A 13920-nucleotide genomic window follows, 5' to 3' on the forward strand; every position below is an offset into this window, starting at 1 on the left:
GCGCGGCGAAGCCTGCGGCCGCTTCGCGCCGGCCCGGACAGACCCCTCAGTCCCGCCGCAAGGTCCGCTCCAGGGCCTGCCACGTCGCCGGCAGCAGGGGCTGGTAACCAGCCATCGCCGGCAGCAGGAGAAAGGCATCGAAATGCTGCACGGCCGGCAGTTCCTCGCTGGCGATGCGCGCGCCACGGGCGCGCGCGGCGGCCACCCAGGGGCGACTGCTGAAGGCCGGCGGCACCAGGGCATCGTCGGCGCCATGCAGAACAGTGATGTTCGCTGTCAACGGTCTGCCGCTGGCGCGCACCGAAGCGATGCCGGCACGCACCCGCTCGCTGTCCGGTCCCTCCTCCAGCCACAGCCGACGCAGGCACATCAGGCCCGGCAGGGCGGCATCCTCGCCGCCCGCGGCGGGATCGACCAGGGCAACGCCGGCAGTGGGCGGTATGCCGCTGCCGTCGCTGCTCCACGCGGCCCGCTCCGCCTCGGAGGCGATCCGTCGGCCACCGCCGGCGTCCAGTGTCGCGAAGCCGTAGCCGCACGGATGCTCGCCGGTTCCGTACCGGCCGTAGGCGCTGGCATAGGTCACCGCCACCGCCCGCCACAGATCGAAGGCGATGTTCTGGCCGGCCAGCCGCAAGGCGCCCGGTTCCCAGCCGGCCGCGCGCAGGCGCTCGTGCGCCTCCCGGGCCTGACCGGTACCGGTGCGGGCATCCAGCAGGCCGGCGGCCGCCAGCAGGCGGCAGCGGATCCGCCCCTGCTCGCGCAGGGCGTCGGTGACGAACGGCGCGTCCCGCCAGGCCTCGCCGGCCAGCAGACAGGGCTGGTAGATGGCGGCCTCGGTGACGTAGTCGTAGATGGGCCGGGACCCAGGCCAGTCGACGTCGATGTTCGGCGCTGCGGCGACCGCGGCCGCCAGAAGGCCGTCGCCGTCGAGTTCGGTGGCGCGCAGGACGGCGCCGCCACCATTGGAGATGCCCACCGCGACGACCCGGGTGTCGGCAGCGGTGAACGGCGCCCTGCGCAGTCCCGCCTCGCCCAGCAGGGCCAGGCCGAAACGCGCGGCCACCAGCACGTGCTCGCCCCAGCGTGCTTCGGGATTGTCCTGCGAATGCGCATGGGGCACCCGGACGCCGCCGTCGTCGAGCGCCTGGAAATTCGAACCCGCGCCCTTGTCGGTGTACACGACCGCGCAGCCGCGCGGCAGCGCCACCGGACCGGCCACTGCGATGGCGCCGTACACGCCCCGGGATCCCGATGCCGGTGCCACCACCAGGCAGGGCCGCGCGCTGTCGAAATCGTCGGGCAACTGCAGCACGACGCGGTGCGCATGCCGGTCCCCGGCCAGCTGCAGCTGTGCCTGGAACTCGCGTCCCGGAACGACCGGCAGCGCCTCCGGCATCGACTGCGGACGCAGGTCGGCAATGCCACGCCAACTGGCGTGGATGGCCCGCCTTCGCAGCGCCGCCGGGTCCGGCACCGCGCTGGCCGGTGCCGGCAACTGGCGCAGGCCAGCCAGGCCCAGGCCGGCGCTCAGCAGGTCATCGTCCTGCCGATGCACGGTCTCGGTGACCGTGCCGACCAGCTCCGGAACCAGGCTGCGCAGGTCCTGGCGCGTCGGGGACGTGGCGCAACCGGTCATCGCGACCACGGCAGCAAGAACGACGAGGGACGCTCTGGACATGCGGGATACTCCAAGGCCATGGCAACTGGGGGCGCAAGCGGTGCTCAGCCTGCAGGATAGCCGGCCCCGGCCCGGCGTCCATCGCACCAAGGGGCAGGCCGGCCGCGTATCCTTGCCGGCATGAGCGTGCTGCTGGTCGCCGATGACCACCCCCTGTTCCGCAAGGCCCTGGCCCAGACCGTGGCGGAGCACCTGCCCGGCGCCGAGGTGCTGGAAGCGGAAGACCTCGACGGCACGCTGGCGACGCTGGCGCGCCGCCCGGAGATCGACCTGGTGCTGCTCGACCTGAACATGCCCGGCAGCCAGGGCCTGCTCGGGCTGGCCCGCCTGCGGGCGGCGTTTCCCGCGACCGCCGTGATGATGGTTTCCGGGCACGAGGATCCTGCGACCATCCGCGCGGCGCTCGACGCCGGTGCCATGGGCTTCGTGCCGAAGCGGGCCCCGGCCGTGCAGCTCGCCGGCGCGCTGACCTGCGTGCTCGACTGCCGGCCCTGGATTCCTCCGGAACTTGCCGACGCCGTCGCCGCGGCCGCCCTTCCGGCACCCTCGCCCGCCCTGCGCCTGGCGGCGCTCACCCCGCAGCAGCGCCGGGTTCTCGAACTGGTCGCCCGGGGGCAGCTCAACAAGCAGATCGCCGACGCCATGGGTATCCAGGAACGCACCGTGAAGGCCCATCTCACGGCGATCTTCGAGCGCCTGGGCGTTCGCAACCGCACCCAGGCCGGGGTGCTCCTGAAGCAGATGGTCGCGACCGGCGACGGCACCTGAGCCGCGGCCCACCATTCCACCGGAGACCTCCATGCGATTCCTGCACACCATGCTGCGCGTCAGCGACCTCGAGGCCAGCCTGCATTTCTGGCGCGATCTCCTGGGACTGGAGGAAGTGCGTCGGACCGAGCACCCGCAGGGTCGCTTCACCCTGGTCTTCCTGGCCGCACCGGGCGACGCCGAGCGCGGCCAGATCGAGCTCACCTGGAACTGGGACCCGGAGGACTACGGAAGCGCCCGTAACTTCGGCCACGTCGCGTTCGAGGTCGACGACATCCACGCCGTGTGCGCACGTCTGGCAGCGGCCGGCATCGCCATCAACCGGCCGCCGCGCGACGGCCGGATGGCCTTCGTGCGCTCGCCGGACCTGATCTCGGTGGAACTGCTCCAGAAGGGCGGCGCGCTGCCGCCCGTCGAGCCCTGGCTGTCGATGGCCAATACCGGCGTCTGGTAGGCCCGCGCTCAGGCCCGGGCCACCCGGGCCAGCAACGAGCGCAGCGCCAGCGGCCGTACCGGCTTGTGCAACAGGTGGCAGCCGACGGCGGCGACCGCGGCGGCGGTCGCCGGATCGTGGTCGGCGGTGACCACGATCGTCGGCAGCTCGCCCAGCGCGTCGACCAGGTCCGCCCGGAGCCCGAGGCCGGTCCGGTCGCCATCCAGGTGGTAGTCCAGCACCAGGACATCCGGCCGCTCCGACCGCGCCAGGCGCAGCGCCGTATCGCCCTCCGTCGCCGCCTGCACCCGGTAGCCCCAATCGCCCAGCAGAGCGGTCATCGCCGCCAGCACCGCGGGGTCGTTGTCCACGACCAGCACCCGCGCGGCGCCGTCCGCCAGCACGGAGCACGCATCGGGCTTCGCTGGCTGCGGCTGGGGGGCGACGCGCGGCACGCTCACCGCGAACACGCTGCCGCGCCCCGGCCAGGAACGCAGCGCCAGCGGGTGCCCCAGCAGCTGCGCCATGCCCTGCGCGATGGCCAGTCCCAGGCCCAGTCCCTGGCCGTCGCGGTCCAGGCGCCGGAAGGCCTCGAAGACGAGCTCATGGTGGTCAGCGGCGATGCCGGGGCCGCTATCCCACACCTCGATGCGCAGCGACTCCCCGACATGCCGACAGCCCAGCACGATGCGGCCGTGGCGCGTATATCGGATCGCGTTGGCCAGGAAGTTCTGCAGGACGCGCCTGAGCATGTGCGGATCGCTGCACACCCATGCCCGGGTCGGCACCGCGCGCAGCGTCAGGCCGCGCGCCTGCGCCAGCACGCCGAACTCGGCCGCCAGGTGGGCCAGCAGCTGTCCCAGGTCGACCGCCTGCAAGGTCGGCTCGATACGTCCCGACTCCAGCCGGGAGATGTCGAGCAACCCGCCCAGCAGATCCTCGGCGGCCGCCAGGGCCGCGGCGATGTGGTCGACCGTGGCCGCCAGCGGTCCGTCCGCAACTTTCTGCGCGAGACCATGGCTGAACAGCCGGGCGGCATTGAGGGGCTGCGCCAGGTCGTGGCTGACCGCGGCCAGGAAGCGGGTCTTGTCCTGGCTGGCGCGCTCCGCGAGCGCCCGTGCGCGCTCCGATTCCGCGGTGCGTTCGGCCACGCGCTGCTCGAGCGTCGAGGCGGCCAGCTTCAGTTGCGCCTCGGTGCGCCGGAACGCGCTGACATCGGTGAAGGTCGCGACGAAACCGCCGCCGGGCATCGGCGTGCCCCGGATCTCGACCACCTCGCCGCCGGGAAAGGTCCGCTCGGAGACGTAGGGTGTTCCGGCGCGCATGTGGCCAAGGCGCCGGGCCAGCAGTCCGTCGATATCGCCTGGACCGGCCATGCCGGCATCGAGGTTGTGCCGGAGCAGGCGCTCCACCGCCACGCCGACCTGAAGCAGCCCTTCCGGGTAGCGGAACAGGTCGCTGTAGCGGCGGTTCCACGCGACCAGGCGCAGCTCGCGGTCGACCACGCTGATGCCCTGGCTCATGTTCTGCAGTGCCGCTTCCAGCACCTGCTGGTTGAAGCGCAGGGCCTGCGAGGTTTCGCCGACCAGCTCGGCCACCGACTCGAGCTCGGCCGGACCGCGGCGCCGCAAGGTATCCAGCAGCAGCCGCGCCGAGGCGGCCCCGATGACGCCAGCCAGCGCCAGCTCGACGCGCTGGACCGTGGCCTGATCGGCATCGCCGTGCGGTCCATCCTGCGCCGGCAGTGCCGCAACCAGCGCTCGCGGGTCGAGGAAGCGTGCGGCCAGCCGGCGCAGCTCGGCCGCCGGCATGCCGCCGCGGGGGCGTTCGGGCTGCGCCCCGCGACTTCCGAGCAGCCCGACCAGCGCCAGGTTGGCGGCAAAGCCGACCAGGGTTGCCCGGGTGAGCGGCTCCAGCGCGCCCAGCCCGAGCAGGTCGCCCGGCGACAGCCAGGACATGCCGAGTGGGCCTGCGACCAGCCAGGCCGGCTCGGCGCCGCTCGCCACCGCCAGTTGCGGCACCAGCAGCACATAGGCCCAGACGGCGACGCCGGCCAGCAGTCCCTGGATCACCGCCGCTGCCGGCGTGCCCGGACGGTAGAGGGCAAGCAGCACGGCCGGCGCCAGCTGGCCCAGCGCCGAGAACGACTGCGCTCCGATGTCGGCAAGCGCATCGCTGCCGGCCAGCGCCCGCGAATAGGCCCAGGCCATCAGCAGCACCGCTACAACGCAGAACCGTCGCATCACCAGGACGCGCTGCCGCAGGTCGCCGGCGCCGGTCCGCGCCCAGCCCCGCCCCAGCAACGGCGTCAGCCAGTGATTGCCCAGCATGAGGCTCAGGGCCAGCGTCGCCACCACGACCATCGCCGTCGCGGCGCTGAGCCCGCCCAGGAAGGCAAGCAGGGCCAGCAACGGCTGGCCGGCCAGCATGGGCAGGGCCAGCACGTACAGGTCGGAGTCGACGCGGTCGCCGACCAGGAGCGCGCCGGCCCAGGCCAGGGGCAGCACGGGAAGGGCGATCAGGGCGAGGAACAGGGGAAAGCGCCAGCGTGCGGCCCGCACATGCCCGGCGTCGGCGCACTCGATGACGCCGACATGGAACTGGTGCGGCAGCGTGAACATGGCAAGGGCGCCCAGCACCGCCAGCGCCAGGAAGCCATCGCCGCCACCCAGCGCGGGGGGCAGCTCGAGCGCCGCGGCCTGGGCCAGGGCCAGCGGGTTCTGGCCCGGACCCAGCACCACGAACGCACCGATGGCCAGCAGCGCGGCCAGCTTGAACAGCGATTCGAAGGCGATCGCCAGCAGCAGGCCGGGATGGCGGTCGCTGGCGGCCGCCCGCCGGGTACCGAAGGCGATCGCGAACACGGCCATCGCCAGCGCGACCCACAGGGCGCTGTCGTCGAGGCTGCTGCCCGGCCCGGCCAGCAGGTCGAAGCTGGTCGACACCGCCTTCAGTTGCAGGGCCAGGTAGGGCAAGGTCCCGAGCAGGACGACGCCGGTGACGGTCGCGGCCAGGACCGGGCTGGTACCCAGGCGGGCAGCGACGAAATCGGCGAGCGTCGTGCTGTTCTGGGCATGCGCCTGGCGAACCAGCCGGGTCAGGAAGCGCCAGCCGAAAACGAACAGGAGCATGGTGCCGACGAAGGTCGGGGGCAGCCACCATCCCGAGCGCAGGGCCTGGGTCACCGTGCCGTAGAACGTCCATGAGGTGCAGTAGACGCCCAGCGCCAGGGCATAGGTCCAGGGGCCGGGTTGCCAGCCGCGTCGCGCCATCCGCTCACCGGCGACCGCCACTGCGAACAGAAGACCCAGCCAGATCGCGGCGGCGGCGACGATCAGCGCGGTCGACATGGAGGGCCCCGCTCAGGAGTGCGGGCCGGCATCGGCCAGCACGTCGCGCACCAGGGGCACGGTCACCCGGCGCTGCCGCGCCAGGCTTTCGCGATCGATCCGGTCGACCAGGGCGAGCAGGTTCGGCAGGTCGCGGCGTTGATGGCGGAACAGGTAATCGAGGACGGCCTCGTCGAGCTCGAATCCGCGCTCCCGCGCCCGCGCCGCCAGCAGCCTGCGGCGTGCCGGTTCCGGCAGCGGCTGAACCGTGACCAGCGTCGCCGCCTCCAGGCGGGAGCGCAGGTCGGGCAGCAGCAGCGGCAATCGCGCGGGGGGCTCGCGGCCAGCCATCAGCAGGCGCGCGCCGCGGTCCAGTGCGCGGTTGTAGAGGTCGAACACGGACAGCTCACGGCTTCGCGTGCCAGCAACCTGCTCGACTTCGTCGATCAGCAGCAGGTCGTGGCCGGCGAGCGACTGCAGGGCGTCGCCATCGAAGTCGGCCCACCGCGACAGCGCGACATAGGCGCAGCGCAGGCCGCGGGATCGCCCGGCCTCACCGGAACCCGCCAGCAGGTGCGTCTTGCCGACACCTTGCGGGCCGGCCAGCAGCAGCGGCGCAGCGCCCGGCGGCGCCGCAAGCAGACCCTGCAACAGGGGCGGCACGGCCTCGTTGCCGGTGGCATCGAATTGCCCCAGACGGGCGGCCGGCGGCACCGGCCAGGCCAGCGGCAGCTGCCTGCTCACACGGATGCCGGGGGATCGTCGCTGCGCGTCGCACCAGGCTCGACGATCACCCGAGGGGTATCGGCCTGCCGGTAGGCCTCGCTTTCGCGATAGCGCTGCAGCGCGAAGCGCAACAGGACCACCAGGACAGCGGCAACCGGAAGCGCCAGCAGCACGCCGGTAAACCCGAACAGCTGGCCACCCGCCAGTACCGCGAAGATCACCGCCACCGGGTGCAGGCCGATGCGATCGCCGATCAGCCAGGGCTGCAGCACCATGCCCTCCAGGAGGTTGCCGACCGCGAACAGGGCCAGAACCGCGACCAGGTGCCAGGCCTCGCCGAACTGGAACACGCTCGCCGCGACGGCCATGGCGACTCCGACGAAGGTGCCCAGGTAAGGCACGAAGGAGACCAGCCCGGCGACGATGCCGATCAGCAGGGCGAGATCGACGCCCAGCGCGGCCAGGCCGACCGAGTAGATCACCGCCAGGGCGAGCATCACCAGCAGCTGGCCCCGGAAGAAGGCACCCAGCACCTGGTCCGATTCGCGCGCCAGCCGCGTGACGGTGGGCGCGCTGGCACGCGGCAGCAGTCCGTGGATTCGCGCCACCAGCAGGTCCCAGTCGCGCATCAGGTAGAAGGCGACCACCGGGATCAGCACCAGGTTGATCAGGAACGAGACCACGGCCATGCCCGAGCGGGTCAGCCCGGATGCCATTCCGGCAGCGACACCGCCAGCGCTTTGCCAGTGCTCCCTGGCCAGCTCGGAAAGATCGGGGAGGTCGCCGCCGCCGAGTTCGATGCCCAGCCGCGCGCCCAGCCACGGCAACGCGGACTCCTGAAGCCATGCCAGCCAGCCTGGCAGCGACTCGACCAGACGCAGCACCTGGCGCTCCAGCATCGGCACCAGCAGCAGCACGGCGGCGGCAAGGAGCATGGCAAGCAAGGCGAACACCAGCACCACGGCGCCGGTCCGACCCAGCCGCCAACGCCCGCGACCGGTGCGCTCGAGCCGGTCGACCAGCGGATCGCCCAGATAGGCGACCAGGGCGCCGGCCAGGAACGGCGTCAGGACCGGACCCAGCAGCCACACCAGCAGACCGGCGATCAGCGCCACCACCAACCAGAACCAGCGAACCGGGTTCATCGCGATTCCCTCCGTCGTTGCCAGATGGCCATCGCCCGGTAGCTCCAGGTCCGGACATAGTCGGCGCCGCTGACCACGATCAGGGCGGTGACCAGCGCCAGCAGGGCCGGTGCCGCGATGCCCGGCAGCGGCCAGTCCGCCATCGTCGCCAGCAGGACCAGCACCAGCAGCACCTCGCCCAGGGTATTGAGCTTGCCCAGGACGCGTGGCTCGGGCTGCACCGGTTCGACCAGGTTGTGGTAGGCAACGGCGCCGGCGACGATGACCAGATCCCTCAGCAACGCCAGCACCACGAACCAGGCCGGCGCGACGCCCGCCACGGCCAGCGCGACCAGGGCGGATACCAGGAACAGCTTGTCGGCCAGCGGATCGAGAAGTCCGCCGAGCCGGCTCTGCCAGCCGAAGCGCCTTGCCAGGAGACCATCCAGCACATCGCTCATGCCGATCGCGGCGGCAAGCCACAACGCCCGCAGCGGCTGGCCGTCGAGGATCGCCCAGGCCAGCGGCAGGCACAGGCCCATGCGCGCCAGGGTGATCAGGTTGGGCAGATGGCGCAGCATGCGGCCGACCTCAGCGCCAGTTGGCGGCTTGCGGACACAGCCTGGGGGCCGGTCGACCTGTCCGGGAACCTCCTCTTGTAGCCATACCTGGTGCGCAGCCCTCTCGTTCGATGCCGGCCGCCGGACCCGATGGGGCGACGTCGCGGGTTCGGCTCGGATCGTAGCGATCGGTCGGCGTGTTCACTGGCGTTCGGGGAGGGCTGAAGGGTCGGCGCGGCGGCCGGCCGCACGGCGCGGCCGGGCGGCATTGCGGCCAGGCTCCGGCATCCGCGGGCAACGCCTGAACGGCGAGGCGCGGGGGCGGGCCCGCCGGGAACGCCCCGCCGGGCGACGGTCCGATTGTGGCATAGACGATCAGTCCTGCCAGCGCAGGCGGAGATCGGCATCCGCAACCGGCCCCTCGATGACTCGCAGGCGGCCATCGGCCACCAGCAGGGAAAGCAGGTCGGCCAGCGGGGTATCCAGCGTCACCCGCACCCTCGCCCGCTCGGCCGCCGCCACCTCCGGGAACACGCCGGCGACCATCGTCTGCGAGGACAGCAGGGCATTGGCGGCCGCCCAGGCACCGGCGCGCTCCAGCCCCTCGATCCAGATCACGTAGTCGCCGGGGCCACGCTCGACCTCGCGGGCAAGGGGCAACACATCGCTCGCACGCACCGCGTGCTGCCCGGCCAGCACGCCAACCAGGCGCGCGCCGCCCTCGGCCAGCGCGATCGCCGGCGATGGCCCGCTGCTGGCGAACCGTTCTGTGTCGGCCAGGTCGACCACCCACCAGTCGACCGAGCCGCCATCGAGGTCCGGCCGGATCCAGGCAAGTACCAGGGGGCCATCGGGATAACGGCGCCTCGCCCCGCGCAGCGCGTCCTCGAGCCCATCGCCGGCCAGGGCCTCGATGAGCCGCAGGTCCTCGAGATCGCCAAGCGGAGCGACCGGCACGACACCGCGCGCGGCGAGTCGCGTAAGCAGTTCGGCAGCGACCGGATCGCGACCGGCATCGACCAGCCGTGGCCCGGCTTCATCGTCCATCGCCAGCCAGAGCACCGGTCGCACCTGGCCTCCCCGCCACACCGGAAGTCCGGTGCGGACCAGGAAGCCGCGCAGTGCGGCCGTGTCGAACCAGGCGTGCAACAGCAGCCGGATCGAGGGAATGCCGCTCGCGGTGGGCCGGCTGACCTGTTCGTAGCTGAAGCGCTGCAGGACCATGTCGTCGGCCAGCAGGGGCGTCAGGTCGAGTTCGACGATCCGCTCCGGCGAAGGGGTCAGTCGCTGCAGGGCGTCGGCCAGTGCCCGGCCGACCCCCTCCGAGCGCGCCGCCGCGCTGCGATCGGCGACCACGGTGCTGGCCTGCACAGTGTCCGGGGGTGGGCTCGCGAGGGCCTGGAAGGCCAGGGAAAGCAGCGCGGCGGCCAGTGCGGGTCGGCACCGGAACAGGTCGAGGGTCATCGGGTCGGCCGGGGTCGGGAATGCGCGGAGTATCCGGAACACGGCCACCGCAGTCCATTGCCCGGTCCGCGCCGGCCGCCGGTTCGCTATCATTCGCGGCCCCGGGGACGGAGTCCGTCCGCCCGCTGCCGACCGCCCCGCTGTCGCGCCTGGCGTTCGGCCACCGGCCTCCCCGCCCCGTCCGGACGCCCCAGCCGCGATGAATCACGAGCCGAATCCTTCCCTCAGCTACCGCGACGCCGGTGTCGACATCGACGCCGGCAACGCCCTGGTCGAACGCATCAAGCCCGCCGTGGCCCGGACCCGGCGACCGGAAGTGCTGGGCGGCCTGGGTGGCTTCGGCGCTCTGTTCGAACTGCCCCCCGGTCGCTGGCGGCATCCGGTCCTGGTGTCCGGCACCGATGGCGTCGGCACCAAGCTCAAGCTTGCCCAGCAGCTCGATCGCCATGACGGCATCGGCATCGACCTGGTCGGCATGTGCGTGAACGACGTCCTTGTTCAGGGCGCCGAGCCGCTGTTCTTCCTCGACTATTTCGCCTGCGGCCGGCTCAGCGTCGACACCGCCGCCACGGTGGTCGGCTCCATCGCGCGCGGCTGCGAGCTGGCCGGTTGCGCCCTGGTGGGCGGCGAGACCGCGGAGATGCCGGGCATGTACGAGGATGGCGAGTACGATCTCGCCGGATTCTGCGTTGGCGCCGTCGAGAAGTCGGCGCTCAACGACGGCAGCCGGATCGCCGCCGGCGACGTGCTCCTGGGCGTGTCCTCCAGCGGCGCGCACAGCAACGGCTACTCGCTGATCCGCCGGATCCTGGCGCGCGACCCAGACGCCCTGGATCGCGAACTCGATGGCGCCCGTCTTGCCGACCTGCTGATGTCGCCGACGCGCATCTATGTGCGCCCGGTGCTCGATCTGCTCGCGGCGGGCGTGGCCATCCACGGCATGGCCCACATCACCGGCGGCGGACTGACCGAGAACATCATCCGGGTAGTGCCCCCCGGACTGGGCCTGCGCATCGACCCCATGGCCTGGTCGCGCCCTGCCCTGTTCGACTGGCTGCAGCGCACCGGCAACGTGACCGACACCGAGATGTGGCGCACCTTCAACTGCGGCATCGGTTACGTGCTGCTGCTGCCCGGTCACGCCGTGACGGCCGCGCGCGGCCGCCTGGCCGAGGAGGGCTGGGCCTGCTGGGAGATCGGTGCCGTGGAGGACGCCGCCGGCGGCGACCGCCTGCGGTTCGCCTGAAGCCCGCCGCACCGATGCCGCCGCCCCTGCGGCTTGCCGTACTGGTATCCGGCCGCGGCAGCAACCTGGCGGCCCTCCTTGCCGCCCACGCCCGCGGCGAGCTGGATGTCGAGCCCGTGCTGGTCGCAAGCGACCGCCCGGGTTGCGCGGCCCTGGCGATCGCACGGGCCGCCGGCGTTCCCGTGGCCGCGTTGCCGCCCCGCGAGTTCGCGAGCCGTGCCGCCTTCGACCGCGCGCTGTTCGGGCGGGTCGCCGACGCCGCGCCCGACCTGCTTGTGCTCGCGGGCTTCATGCGCATCCTGGATGCCGAGGTGGTCGCCTCGGCGCCCTGGCCGATGATCAACGTGCATCCCTCCCTGCTGCCCCGGCACCCCGGCCTGGATACCCACGCCAGGGCCCTCGCGGCCGGCGACGCCGAGCACGGCGCCAGCGTGCACCAGGTGATTCCGCAGCTCGATGCCGGACCGGTGCTCGCGCAGGCAAGAATCCCCGTGCACGGCACGGACACGCCGGAAACGCTGGCGGCGCGCCTGCTGCCCCTCGAGCATGCCCTGCTGGTCGGCGTGGTCGGACTGATCGCGGACGGGCGTCTGCGCCTGTCGCAAGCCGGGATTCAGTTCGACGGCGCGACACTGGCGGCCCCCCTGGTACTGGAGATTCCCGATGACGGTGATGCAAAGGCTGCTCGCCTGCGTGCTCCCGGCGATCGTCCTGCTGCCGGCAACGGTCCGCGCTGAGGCGCCGATCGCGCCGTTCCAGGCCGACTACGAGGTGCTGCGCAACGGTCGCGCCGTCGGCTCCAGCCGGATCGAACTGGCCGACCTGGGCGACGGCACGTGGCGCTGGCGGTCCAGCACCACCGGCGAGCGCGGCATGGCATCGATGGTCGGTCTGCGCATCGACCAGGAGATGCGCTTCCGCTGGCACGATGGCCTGCCCAAGCCGATCGAATCGCATTACCGGCAGCGTGCCACCCTGGGCAATCGGGAAGTCCGGGTCAGCTACGACTGGGATGCCCTGCGCTATACCCTGGTCGACCGAAAGGGCGAACATCGCCACCCCCTGGTCGAGGGCGCCAGCGACCGCTATGGCAGCGGCGCCGCCCTGGTCGCCCTGCTGGCCGCCGGGCGGAACGATTTCGAAATCGACGTCGCCTATCCCGATGGCCTGCGCGCCTGGCGCTTCCGGGTCTCCGGCCAGGAGACGGTCGACACCCCGTCCGGCCCGGTGCAGGCGCAACGCCTGGAGCGCGTCCGCGCCGGCGACGACGACCGCAGCACGGTGAGCTGGCACGATCCGCGGCGCAGCTACCTGATGGTGAAGATGATCCAGGTCGAGGATGGCGACCGCACCGAAACGCGGCTGCGCGGCCTCGTCACCGACTGACCCGGTCGGCATCCGCCGGGCGGCCGGGGCACGCGCCCCGGCCCGATTGCTCGGCGGCGAAGCCGGCACTGGCAGGCCGCGCACCGACCGGCCACGCCGGACTCAGGCGCCGCTCTCCACGAAATCGACGCGCCGGGTCATGCCGCAGACCAGCTCGTAGCCGATTGTTCCGGCATGGCCGGCGATCGTCTCGACCGGCAACGCCGGACCCCAGAGCACCACCGTGTCCCCGACCGCCGCCGCCGGATGGCCGCGCAGGTCGATGGTCACCAGGTCCATCGACACCCGGCCCACCAGCCGCGCCGGACGCCCGTGCAGCAGCACCGGCGTGTCCGGTCCGGCATGCCTCGGGTAGCCGTCGCCATAGCCGATCGCGACCACGCCGACCGGCATGGTCTGCGGGCAGGTCCAGGTCGCGCCATAGCCCACCGCCTCCCCTGCCGCCACCGTGTTGATCGCCAGCAGGCGGGCGCTCAGCGTCATCGCCGGCCGGAAGCCGAAACTGGCGCCGGTCCGGCCGGCGACCGCGGAAACCCCGTACAGGACCCCGCCGGCGCGCACCCAGTCCCCGTGGCTGGCCGGCCAGCCCAGGATCGCCGCCGAGTTCGCCAGCGAACGATTGCCAGGCAGGCCGGCCGTCGCCTGGGTGAACCGGTCGGCCTGCAGCGCCGTGGCCGACTCCCCGAACTCGTCCGAGCGCGCGAAATGCGTCATCAGCTCGATGCGCCCGCCGACCTGCGGGAGGGCGAGCAATCGGGCGTGCACGGCCGCCGCCTCGTCCGCCGGGAAGCCCAGGCGGTGCATGCCGGTGTCGATCTTCAACCAGACCGCCGGTAGGGGTCGCGGGTCGCGCTCCGCTTCCAGCCAGGCGAGCTGGCTTTCGTGGTGCAGCACCGGCTCCAGGGCCAGTGCCCGCATCGCCGGCAGGTCTTCCGGCTCGTCGATGCCGGACAGCACCACGATCCTGTTGTCCAGCCCGGCGGCGCGGATCCGCTGGCCGTCGGCGATCGAGGCGACTCCGAAGGCGTCGGCGCCGGCCAGCGCACGCGCGACCCGTTCAAGACCATGCCCGTAGCCGTCCGCCTTGACCACCGCCATGACCCGCGACGCGGGCGCCAGCATGCGCACGCGGGCGAGGTTGGCGCGCAGCGCATCCAGGTGGATGGTGGCGACGACGCGACGGCTCATGCGATGCGCGACAGCCGC

At 72.5% G+C, this 13920-nt stretch carries 12 protein-coding genes; 5 read left to right on the forward strand and 7 right to left on the reverse strand.

Features of this window, described 5'->3' with window-relative positions:
- Positions 1-46: 46 nt before the first annotated feature.
- Positions 47-1678 carry a hydrogenase gene (locus KF823_02225; GenBank protein ID MBX3724715.1) on the reverse strand — a complete coding sequence of 544 codons (1632 nt, stop codon included), beginning with the start codon at positions 1676-1678 and terminating at the stop codon, positions 47-49.
- Between the two features lie 120 nt (positions 1679-1798).
- Between KF823_02225 and KF823_02230 the strand changes: the two genes are divergently transcribed.
- Positions 1799-2446, forward strand: a complete 648-nt coding sequence (locus tag KF823_02230; GenBank protein ID MBX3724716.1) for a response regulator transcription factor — start codon at positions 1799-1801, stop codon at positions 2444-2446.
- A 31-nt stretch (positions 2447-2477) separates the two neighbouring features.
- Positions 2478-2900: a VOC family protein gene (locus KF823_02235; protein MBX3724717.1), complete on the forward strand. Its 423-nt coding sequence runs from the start codon at positions 2478-2480 to the stop codon at positions 2898-2900.
- 8 nt (positions 2901-2908) lie between these two features.
- On the opposite strand, the gene KF823_02240 is transcribed toward KF823_02235, so the two are convergent.
- From KF823_02240 to KF823_02260, 5 genes are all read right to left on the reverse strand, one after another.
- Positions 2909-6229 carry a PAS domain-containing hybrid sensor histidine kinase/response regulator gene (locus KF823_02240; protein ID MBX3724718.1) on the reverse strand — a complete coding sequence of 1107 codons (3321 nt, stop codon included), beginning with the start codon at positions 6227-6229 and terminating at the stop codon, positions 2909-2911.
- A gap of 12 nt (positions 6230-6241) precedes the next feature.
- Positions 6242-6952, reverse strand: coding sequence for a DnaA regulatory inactivator Hda (hda, locus tag KF823_02245; protein MBX3724719.1), 711 nt, complete (start codon positions 6950-6952; stop codon positions 6242-6244).
- Entirely contained in the window at positions 6949-8079 is a 1131-nt protein-coding gene (locus KF823_02250; protein ID MBX3724720.1) for an AI-2E family transporter, read from the reverse strand. Before KF823_02250 ends, hda begins: the two co-directional genes overlap by 4 nt.
- Positions 8076-8639: a CDP-alcohol phosphatidyltransferase family protein gene (locus KF823_02255; GenBank protein ID MBX3724721.1), complete on the reverse strand. Its 564-nt coding sequence runs from the start codon at positions 8637-8639 to the stop codon at positions 8076-8078. Before KF823_02255 ends, KF823_02250 begins: the two co-directional genes overlap by 4 nt.
- Before the next feature lie 354 nt (positions 8640-8993).
- On the reverse strand, positions 8994-10175 hold the full coding sequence (locus tag KF823_02260; GenBank protein ID MBX3724722.1) for a DUF2066 domain-containing protein: 1182 nt from the start codon (positions 10173-10175) through the stop codon (positions 8994-8996).
- A gap of 106 nt (positions 10176-10281) precedes the next feature.
- Here KF823_02260 and purM point away from each other — a divergent pair, with 106 nt between their 5' ends.
- The 3 genes from purM to KF823_02275 are packed head-to-tail and all read left to right on the forward strand — an operon-like array spanning position 10282 to position 12714.
- A complete protein-coding gene (purM, locus tag KF823_02265) occupies positions 10282-11328 on the forward strand; it encodes a phosphoribosylformylglycinamidine cyclo-ligase (protein ID MBX3724723.1) in 1047 nt (348 codons plus the stop codon).
- Positions 11329-11342: 14 nt separating this feature from the next.
- On the forward strand, positions 11343-12065 hold the full coding sequence (locus KF823_02270; protein MBX3724724.1) for a phosphoribosylglycinamide formyltransferase: 723 nt from the start codon (positions 11343-11345) through the stop codon (positions 12063-12065).
- On the forward strand, positions 11992-12714 hold the full coding sequence (locus KF823_02275; protein MBX3724725.1) for a DUF3108 domain-containing protein: 723 nt from the start codon (positions 11992-11994) through the stop codon (positions 12712-12714). The genes KF823_02270 and KF823_02275 overlap by 74 nt, the downstream gene beginning before the upstream one ends.
- A 102-nt stretch (positions 12715-12816) precedes the next feature.
- Here KF823_02275 and alr read toward each other — a convergent pair whose 3' ends face one another.
- Positions 12817-13902 carry an alanine racemase gene (gene alr, locus KF823_02280; protein MBX3724726.1) on the reverse strand — a complete coding sequence of 362 codons (1086 nt, stop codon included), beginning with the start codon at positions 13900-13902 and terminating at the stop codon, positions 12817-12819.
- Positions 13903-13920: the final 18 nt, after the last annotated feature.

This window comes from Lysobacterales bacterium (assembly GCA_019634735.1).
Lineage (GTDB): Bacteria > Pseudomonadota > Gammaproteobacteria > Xanthomonadales > UBA2363 > Pseudofulvimonas.

What these genes read in the sequence shown, in the direction of transcription:
- KF823_02225 (MBX3724715.1), bottom strand. Translation starts at nt 1,678, where the DNA reads ATGTCCAGAGCGTCCCTCGTCGTTCTTGCTGCCGTGGTCGCGATGACC.
- KF823_02230 (MBX3724716.1), top strand. Translation starts at nt 1,799, where the DNA reads ATGAGCGTGCTGCTGGTCGCCGATGACCACCCCCTGTTCCGCAAGGCC.
- KF823_02235 (MBX3724717.1), top strand. Translation starts at nt 2,478, where the DNA reads ATGCGATTCCTGCACACCATGCTGCGCGTCAGCGACCTCGAGGCCAGC.
- KF823_02240 (MBX3724718.1), bottom strand. Translation starts at nt 6,229, where the DNA reads ATGTCGACCGCGCTGATCGTCGCCGCCGCCGCGATCTGGCTGGGTCTT.
- KF823_02250 (MBX3724720.1), bottom strand. Translation starts at nt 8,079, where the DNA reads ATGAACCCGGTTCGCTGGTTCTGGTTGGTGGTGGCGCTGATCGCCGGT.
- KF823_02255 (MBX3724721.1), bottom strand. Translation starts at nt 8,639, where the DNA reads ATGCTGCGCCATCTGCCCAACCTGATCACCCTGGCGCGCATGGGCCTG.
- KF823_02260 (MBX3724722.1), bottom strand. Translation starts at nt 10,175, where the DNA reads ATGATAGCGAACCGGCGGCCGGCGCGGACCGGGCAATGGACTGCGGTG.
- purM (MBX3724723.1), top strand. Translation starts at nt 10,282, where the DNA reads ATGAATCACGAGCCGAATCCTTCCCTCAGCTACCGCGACGCCGGTGTC.
- KF823_02270 (MBX3724724.1), top strand. Translation starts at nt 11,343, where the DNA reads ATGCCGCCGCCCCTGCGGCTTGCCGTACTGGTATCCGGCCGCGGCAGC.
- KF823_02275 (MBX3724725.1), top strand. Translation starts at nt 11,992, where the DNA reads ATGACGGTGATGCAAAGGCTGCTCGCCTGCGTGCTCCCGGCGATCGTC.
- alr (MBX3724726.1), bottom strand. Translation starts at nt 13,902, where the DNA reads ATGAGCCGTCGCGTCGTCGCCACCATCCACCTGGATGCGCTGCGCGCC.